Raw genomic sequence first — 7,663 nt, 5'->3', positions numbered from 1 at the left:
AGTTTAAGCCTGGCGAGCTGATCGGCACCATTGACACACTCAAGGCCCGGACGGGATTCGCCCGCTCGACTGTCGGCGAGGCCATCCGCCTCCTGACGGACCGCGGGCTGGCGGAGATCCGCCCCGGGCGCGGTGGCGGACTCTACGCGACGGCGTCCGGGCCCGTCGTGCGCATCCGCCACACCCTCCTGGCGGTCGCCGACTCCCCCGCCTCCGTCGTCGAGGCCGTGGCCGTCCGGGAGGCACTCGAGGTTCTGATCGACATTGACGCCGCACAGCACCGCACCCCCGCGGACGTCGCAGATCTCAAAAAGCTTGTCGGAAAGCTCAAAACAGCAGCCGGCAAGAGCAGGACAGAGTTCTTGCTCGCGAACTGGGACCTGCACGAGCGCATCGCCCTCATTTCACCCAATCAGACGGCCTCAGCGCTCTACCTTTCGATGACGCGGTTCGTCCGCGATCAGGCGGTCACTGCCACGCACGACGACGATCCCCAGTCACCGGCCGAGTGGCTGCAGGTCCGGCTGGAGGTTCACCAGGAACTGGTCGCAGCCATCATCGCCGGTGACATCCCGCGTGTGAAGCAGGCCATCGAGAACCACGCCGGACTGCTCACCACGAGGTAGCAGTCCGGCGTCATTGCCTCTTATGAAGGCCGAGGCTAGTTATGGACCTTGACCGACGCCGAGCCCACGGCCTGGTGGCGGTGCGCGTTGTCGACGATGCGGTTCGCCAGGACGCCAAGCCGCTCGACCTCGACCTCGACAACGTCACCGGGCTGCAGCAGCCACGGAGGCGTGCGTGCATATCCGACACCTGACGGGGTCCCGGTGGCGAGAAGGTCGCCGGGGTTGATCGTAAAGCTCCTTGAGATGTGGGCCAGCGTCTCACCGACGCCGAAGATCATCTGCGCGGTACTGCCGTGCTGGACGACGACGCCGTTGACCCGCGTCTCCAATTGAAGACCGTCGCGAAGATCACCAACTTCTGCGGCAGGAACCATCGGGCCGAGCGGTCCGGACCTATCACCGTTCTTCCCCATGATCCATTGCGAGGTCAGCTTCTGCGCCCTGCGCGAGGTGACGTCATTGAACGTCGAGTATCCGATCACGGCCGCGAGCGCCTCCTCGGGAGTCGCGTCGACCAGCGGCGATCCGACCCACGCCATGACCTCGCCTTCCCAATCAAGTCCGTCCTCGCCGGACGGCACAGGGATTTCCGCCCCGTCGGTGCTCAGCGACGCCGGCCAGCGCGCGAAGAGTGTGGGGAACTCCGGCAGGTCCTGGTCCCGGAACGACCCCTCGTTGACGTGGTCAAGGTAGTTCAGGCCCACGCAGATGACGCGGGCGCTCTTGACGACGGGAGGGACCATGTCGGCTGGATCTACGGAGACCTTGCGTCCGGGCGGAGCCATGAGGTGCATTTCGGGCGAGGCCCAGAAAGCGTCGGCTTCGGCCATGACCGCCATCTCGGTGCCGTCATCACTCAAGGCTCCGACGAGAACAGAGCCATCGCCCTGTTTGAGGCCAACAATACGCATGTGTTCTCCAATTTTCTTTGGGTAAATGTGTCCTGGACAAGGACATATCGCTCGTATGTCTGAGGCCGCACCACGGCCTGCTGCTGCGTCCGTTAGCCGGCGGAGCGGATCACGATCATGCTGGCGGGCAGGTTGGTCCGGTTATGGACGGTGCGCAGCGTCCCGGGTGTGAAGTGAACGGAGTCGAACGGGCCAAGGACTTCCTCGGCGCCCTCGCTGGTCATGACGAGTTCGCCTGAAACAACGACGTACACCGTTTCGGCCGACTGGGGTGCCAATTCTGCTGCGCCGCCGGGAAGGTAGTGGGAGAGGACCACTGTGAAGTCCGTCGTCGGAGTGGCTTCCCCGCCTTGAAGGCGGACCGGTCCCACGCCCTCGTGCCCCACCGGGTGGAACGGTTCGGCGTCGGTGACCCTTGTTACTCGCATGCTCATGACATTGCACCTGTTTCTGTGTAGACGGGAGAGTTGCTGAGGGCGGCGCGCAGTGATTCCAGCAGACGCGGAACGTCATCGGGAGTGCCGGTGCCATAGATATAGAAGTCGGGACGGGACAGGACCACGTTGCATCCGTGGCCCGCAAACCAAGCGCGGTAGTCGCCGTCGACATCACGGATCGGGCCGTCTTCGGAGAGCGAGCTAGCGGTGCCGCCCATCCTGGCGAACCACGCCTGGTGCTCGGCTGGGACGTTGGCCAGCGGGTCGACGTCGAGTCCGATGAGCTGCCAGGTGCCGCCGATTACGTCGTCGTAGAGCCCGCTGACGCCATCCACTTCGACCCGCGCCTGGACTGAGAGCCTTCCGGCGTTTCCGTCTTCGGCCGCTGTGATGGACGGCTGGCCAAGTTTGGGGTGGGGTGGCTCGACGGTTACCGCCTCGGGATCATTGAGCAGGGCAATCATGTCTTTGTCCCGATCGGCTGCGCGGCGCGGATCCAGCTCGCACACCATCTCACCGACCGCGACTGCTTCCTCGATGATCTCGCGCACGTGGGCCCCGCGCTCAGGGCCGTACGAGTCCAGGATTGACGTGTCTGCAAGGCCCGAGGCGACCATGGAAAGGCGCCAGGTCAGCGCCCGCGCGTCCCGGAGACCGGCGCACAGTCCCTGCCCGAGAAATGGGGGCATCAGGTGGGCAGCATCCCCGGCAAGGAAGACGCGGCCGCGTCGCCAGTCCTGCGCCCAGCGGGCGCGGAAGGTGTAGACCGCGTGACGTTCGAGCCGTGCGTTCTCAGGGGTCACGTCCCATGGCTCCATGAGGCGCCATGCAGTCTCGGACCGGCCCAATTCCCCAACAGAGCAATCAGCCCGGCGCATGAATTCAAAGCGCCGGCGGCCAGGCCCGCTGTTCACGGCCGTGGCCGGCTGGTCCGGGTCGCAGTATTGGGTGACAAAGGCGTCCCACTGCCGATCCACCAGAGGTACGTAGTCGACGACGAGCCAGTCCGCCTCGAAATCGGAGTCGACGCTCTCGATACCAAGCAGGTCACGGATGACGCTGTTCGCCCCGTCAGCTGCGATGAGCCAACTGCCGCGCAGTTGCTCCTGGTCCGACCCGTCCTCCGTTCGGCTCATTGTCAGGATGACGCCTTCGGCATCCTGTTCCACCGCTTCAGCGGACCAGCCTCGGCGCAGCTCCACAGAGGGAATTTCCTCCGCCATTGACTCGAGCACCTCTTCGAGATCCGGCTGGTAGAAACCATTGGTGTTCGCCCAGCCCGATTCGGCTGGCCGGTTCCAGTTGATGGCACGGAGCAGCGTGCCCGCGCCGTTGCGGATCTGGTAACCACCCCGTTCACCACGAGAGGGCTCGAACAGGCCGGCGTGCTCCTCCATGGTTCCAACTGCCTGGAGGATCCGGAGGGCTTCGTGGTCGATGGTGCAGGCCCGCGGCATCGGGTACCGTGATGGCCATTTCTCAACCACCGTGACGCGCCAACCCTCACGCGCCAGCAGGATCGCTGCGACGAGACCGACCGGCCCCGCCCCGACCACCAGGAAGTCGACCTGCCCGGCCTTGTCCATAGCGGGTAAATTCGCTAGACGCTTCATTGCTGTGTCCGATCTGCTCAACCTCACCAGGAGGAGTGCACTGGCGGGATCTTTCCGATGGATCTTGGCCGGAAGACCCCGCGTTCTAAAACATAATAACGGTTAGGTTCTTTCTAGATGTTCCCCACTGGACCCACCCCATGTCAAGTGTTTCGACCTGGCGGGCGCGATCGGGCTGAGCGACTAAACCATCATAACCGTTGACATCGTTCCGACGATCTGGTGTGATTCTAGGACCGGCGCCCAAACTGTATGTACGGCGCCGGCTTTCCCGGGCAGTCAAAGCTGACTACCTGGCCCTGCACCCAAGGTGCGGAGGGCAGATGTATTGATGGAGGTTGTAATGCCTAAGGACTTTGATCCTGGATTGTTCCGCGAGACGCTGGGACATTACCCCACCGGAGTGGCGGTAGTGACGGCGGTTACCGAGGATGGCAACCCCGTCGGCATGGTCGTCGGAACGTTCTCCTCCGTATCCCTGGATCCGCCGCTGATCGCGTTTTTTCCGATGAGCAACTCGCGCAGCTTCGCACAGCTCAGGACCGCCCGGACGTTCTGCATAAACGTCCTCGCGTCTGACCAGGAACCGCTCTGCCGCGCTCTCGCGACGGGCGGAGCAAACAAGTTCGACGGCGTCACGTGGCGGCCAGGGCCGCTGGGCTCACCGATTCTTGAGGGCGCCGTTTCCTGGATCGAGTGCACTTTCGAAGACGTCCGCGAAGCGGGCGACCACTACATCGTTCTGGGCCTCGTCCAGGAGTATGCCCTCGAACGCTCGACACTGCCCTTGCTGTTCTTCCAGGGCGGCTACGGGAGATTTACACCGGGGTCACTGGTGGCAACACCGGATCCCGAACTGATCCAGGCAGCGCAGTTTGCCGAAACGATCCGGTCCCAGGTTGAGGACGTGAGCAACGAGTTCGGCGTCAACTGCAGTGTCCTCGCCAGGATACGCTGGGACGCCATCCAGGTGCTTGCCGCCAATCAGGGATCCGCGGTTGAGCCTTTCCCCCTCGGCCACCGGCAGCCCATCATCCCGCCCCTCGGAGCAGCTTTCCTGGGCGACTCCCCAACAGCTGAAGTGGACGAATGGCTTGGCCGAGCACCCGACGACGGCCAGGAGCGCCGTGATCTCAATCTTGCCCTGCTGGGCAAAGTACGCGACCGCGGATACTCCATCCTCGCGGCCCGGCCGGACGCCTTCAACCGGTACCAGGCTGCGCTTTCCGAATTCGAGCTGTCCGACCGCCTGCCCCGCAAGGAGCGCCTGGTGCGGCATGCAGCAGCGGAGCTGGCCGACCTCTTCTGCCCTGACCTCGAACCAGGCCAGCAGTACGACATCGCATCGATCGTCGTCCTCCTGCCCACCCCGTCCGACTTGCCGACAATGGCGCTGAGAATGACCGGACTTCCAGCTTCCTCAACAACAGAACAGATTGAGTCCTGGATCCACGCACTGAAAGACATCGCCGGCAAAGCCGCGGCAGTTACCGGGACGCGCCGGTAATAGAGACAACGCCTTCGCGATCGCGAAGGGTCCTGGGCCACGCACGCACCTGTGCGTTACGCCTGTGGGGCTGACGCGCGGTCAGATTCAGCCTCACCTTTGCCATCTGAATCAGGGAGACATCATGATCAAGCCACTTGACGGAATTACGGTGGTTGACCTCAGCAGGGCCCTTGCCGGGCCCTACTGCACTGCGTTGCTCGCCGATATGGGTGCCAGCATCATCAAGGTCGAAAGTATCAACGGCGGCGACACCGCCCGCCAATGGCCTCCGTTTGAAAACGAGCACAGTCTTTATTTCGACGCCGTGAACCGCAACAAAAAGTCCATATGCCTCAACTTCTATTCCGCCGAGGGACGGGCGATCCTGGACAGGCTTATCGCCACTGCTGACGTCCTGGTGGAGAACTTCAAGCTCGGAACCCTCGAAAAATTGGGGCTGACAAAGGGACGCCTGAAGGAGCTCAGCCCCGGGCTCGTCGTCGCCTCCGTTAACGGCTTCGGCACAACCGGCCCGCTCAAAGACGACGCCGGCCTGGACCAGGTAATCCAGGGAATGTCCGGACTCATGTCGGTGACCGGTGCCAGCACAACCTACCGGGTAGGGGTGCCGATCGTGGATATCACATCAGGAATGGTCAGTGCGTTCGGTATCGTGTCGGCGCTGCTGGGACGAAGCTCCGGCAAACCCGTCAGCCACGTCTCGACGTCCCTTCTGGAAACGGCGCTGAACCTCTCGGTGTTCCAGGGCCAGCGGGCACTCAGCCTCAACGAGACCCCGGCCCCTCAAGGGAATAACCACCCAACGATCGCGCCTTACGGCACGTTCGCAACCGCAACCGGACCTATTAACATTGCCGTTGGCAACGACAAGCACTGGCACACGTTCTGCGACTTGCTCGAGGTGCCACTGGCAGCCAAGGATCCCCGTTTCAGCACCGGCGCGCTCCGGTCAGCCAACAGGGATCAGTTGACGGAGCTCATCGAGTCGGCCCTGTCGACAAAGACAGCCGAGGAGTGGATCTCCCTGATCAGCCAGTCAGGCATCCCGTGCGGCCCGATCTACGACTACGCGCAGGCCCTGGCGACCGAGCAGGTAGCCACTCTGGGGCTTGTTCAACAGAGCCGCCGACGCGACGGCACGGCGCTGCCGCTGGTGAGGGGGCCACTGAGCCTTGACGGCGAGGCCAGCGAAATTCTGTCGCCGCCTCCCCTGCTGGGTGAACACACCGCAGAAATCCTCGCTGACATCGGCGTCACCGATGAGGAAGTTGGGTGGCTTGAGGCCAATGGCCACCTGAAAACCACCAAGCAAACCGCCGAAGCAGCGCGATGAGCAGCGCGGCCGCATTTGCCCGGATAGGCGTTAACGTCGCCGACGGGGTGGCCTGGGTGACCATTGACAACCCTGCCAAGAAGAACGCGCTGACAAGGTCCATGTGCCTGCAGATCCAGGAACTCATGCCCACACTCGAAAAGGATCCGGCAGTCACTGTCGTGGCAGTTCGAGGCGCCGGCACCACGTTCAGCGCAGGCGCCACGATCAACGAACTGTCCTCGGTACTTTTGGACCGGCAAGAGGACAACACCTATGTCGACCAGCTCAGCCTGGCCGATCAGGCCATTACCTCCATCACAAAACCCACCGTCGCGCTGGTCGACGGGGCGTGCATGGGCGGTGGCTGGCAGATCGCCTCAGCCTGCGATTTCATCATTGCGAGCCAACGCTCTGTATTCGCCATCACCCCGGCCAAGATCGGCATCATCTACCCACGGGCCGGGATCGAGCGGCTGGTGCGGCAAGTCGGGCATGCCAATGCAAAGTTCATTCTCTTTACGGGCGAAACGTTCAACACCGCCCGTGCCCTGGACCTCGGACTGGTGGCCGAGGTGGTTCCTGACGACGAGTTTGACGACCGATGCAGGTCCCTGCTTCACACGCTCCGGAACCGCTCCAGATTCTCCACACACTCCATGAAGCGCCTTGTGGATCTGACGGCCAGCAATGACCCTCGTATTGACCAGGAATGGGAGAACGCGTGGGCAGCCATGACGGACGGCCCGGACATGGGAATTGGTATTACTGCGTTCATGAACCGGGAGCAGCCGGAGTTCACCTGGAGCCCCATCGGACGCACACGCACCTGAAGCTGCTGCGGATCCCTCCTCGGTTCCGACGGACAAAAGGCACACGCGGCAACCGATCAGAGCTGCCGTCGCATCCTCGAGGCTGGTGGTCGCTGCTTCCAAGCCGGGTATTTATAAACAACTGTTGAGTTTCGGCGTCAAACCCCGTACCGTCTATACCATCCCCCCATTGACAGTGATCCAAGTCTCGGTCGATAATCGAAAAACCATACTAACCATCACGATGATTTATAGGAGTATGCATGCGGTTGACGGATGCCCGACATGGGGAAAGAGTCGCAGTTGCAGCAGACCCGCACGGGGTACTGGCGGCAGTAGTCGACTCCCCCGGTACGGAACCTCGGCTGGGCACTGTCGTTCTGCCGTCGCGGACGGCCGGAACCAGCCTCGTGGCCGTTGTGGCTGCACCGTTGAACCC

The 7,663-nt window shown here is 63.0% G+C and carries 7 protein-coding genes; 4 read left to right on the top strand and 3 right to left on the bottom strand.

Annotated features, from left to right (window positions below):
- A partial coding sequence (locus tag DBR22_RS05365; protein ID WP_108598128.1) for a FadR/GntR family transcriptional regulator occupies positions 1–626 on the top strand: 626 nt, incomplete at its 5' end.
- Positions 627–661: 35 nt separating this feature from the next.
- On the opposite strand, the gene DBR22_RS05360 is transcribed toward DBR22_RS05365, so the two are convergent.
- The 3 genes from DBR22_RS05360 to mhpA form a co-directional block, all read right to left on the bottom strand.
- Positions 662–1,540 carry a fumarylacetoacetate hydrolase family protein gene (locus DBR22_RS05360; protein WP_108598127.1) on the bottom strand — a complete coding sequence of 293 codons (879 nt, stop codon included), beginning with the start codon at positions 1,538–1,540 and terminating at the stop codon, positions 662–664.
- A 92-nt stretch (positions 1,541–1,632) separates the two neighbouring features.
- Positions 1,633–1,974: a cupin domain-containing protein gene (locus tag DBR22_RS05355; protein ID WP_219928076.1), complete on the bottom strand. Its 342-nt coding sequence runs from the start codon at positions 1,972–1,974 to the stop codon at positions 1,633–1,635.
- Complete coding sequence (gene mhpA / locus DBR22_RS05350) at positions 1,971–3,563, bottom strand: bifunctional 3-(3-hydroxy-phenyl)propionate/3-hydroxycinnamic acid hydroxylase MhpA (protein WP_181365039.1); 1,593 nt, start codon at positions 3,561–3,563, stop codon at positions 1,971–1,973. The genes DBR22_RS05355 and mhpA overlap by 4 nt, the downstream gene beginning before the upstream one ends.
- Positions 3,564–3,933: 370 nt before the next feature.
- Between mhpA and DBR22_RS05345 the strand changes: the two genes are divergently transcribed.
- The 3 genes from DBR22_RS05345 to DBR22_RS05335 all read left to right on the top strand — a co-directional run bounded on the left by DBR22_RS05345 (position 3,934) and on the right by DBR22_RS05335 (position 7,245).
- Entirely contained in the window at positions 3,934–5,097 is a 1,164-nt protein-coding gene (locus DBR22_RS05345; RefSeq protein ID WP_181365038.1) for a flavin reductase family protein, read from the top strand.
- A 124-nt stretch (positions 5,098–5,221) separates the two neighbouring features.
- Entirely contained in the window at positions 5,222–6,433 is a 1,212-nt protein-coding gene (locus tag DBR22_RS05340) for a CaiB/BaiF CoA transferase family protein (RefSeq protein ID WP_108598123.1), read from the top strand.
- Positions 6,430–7,245 (top strand): enoyl-CoA hydratase/isomerase family protein, encoded by an 816-nt coding sequence (locus DBR22_RS05335; protein WP_108598122.1) that lies wholly within the window; start codon positions 6,430–6,432, stop codon positions 7,243–7,245. Before DBR22_RS05340 ends, DBR22_RS05335 begins: the two co-directional genes overlap by 4 nt.
- Positions 7,246–7,663: the final 418 nt, after the last annotated feature.

Origin of the sequence: Arthrobacter sp. HMWF013, from assembly GCF_003061105.1 — a bacterium.
In the GTDB taxonomy this organism is placed as follows: Bacteria; Actinomycetota; Actinomycetes; order Actinomycetales; family Micrococcaceae; genus Arthrobacter.
The sequence above is the reverse complement of the archived record's forward strand: the minus strand, read 5'-3'. Positions and strand labels throughout refer to the sequence as shown.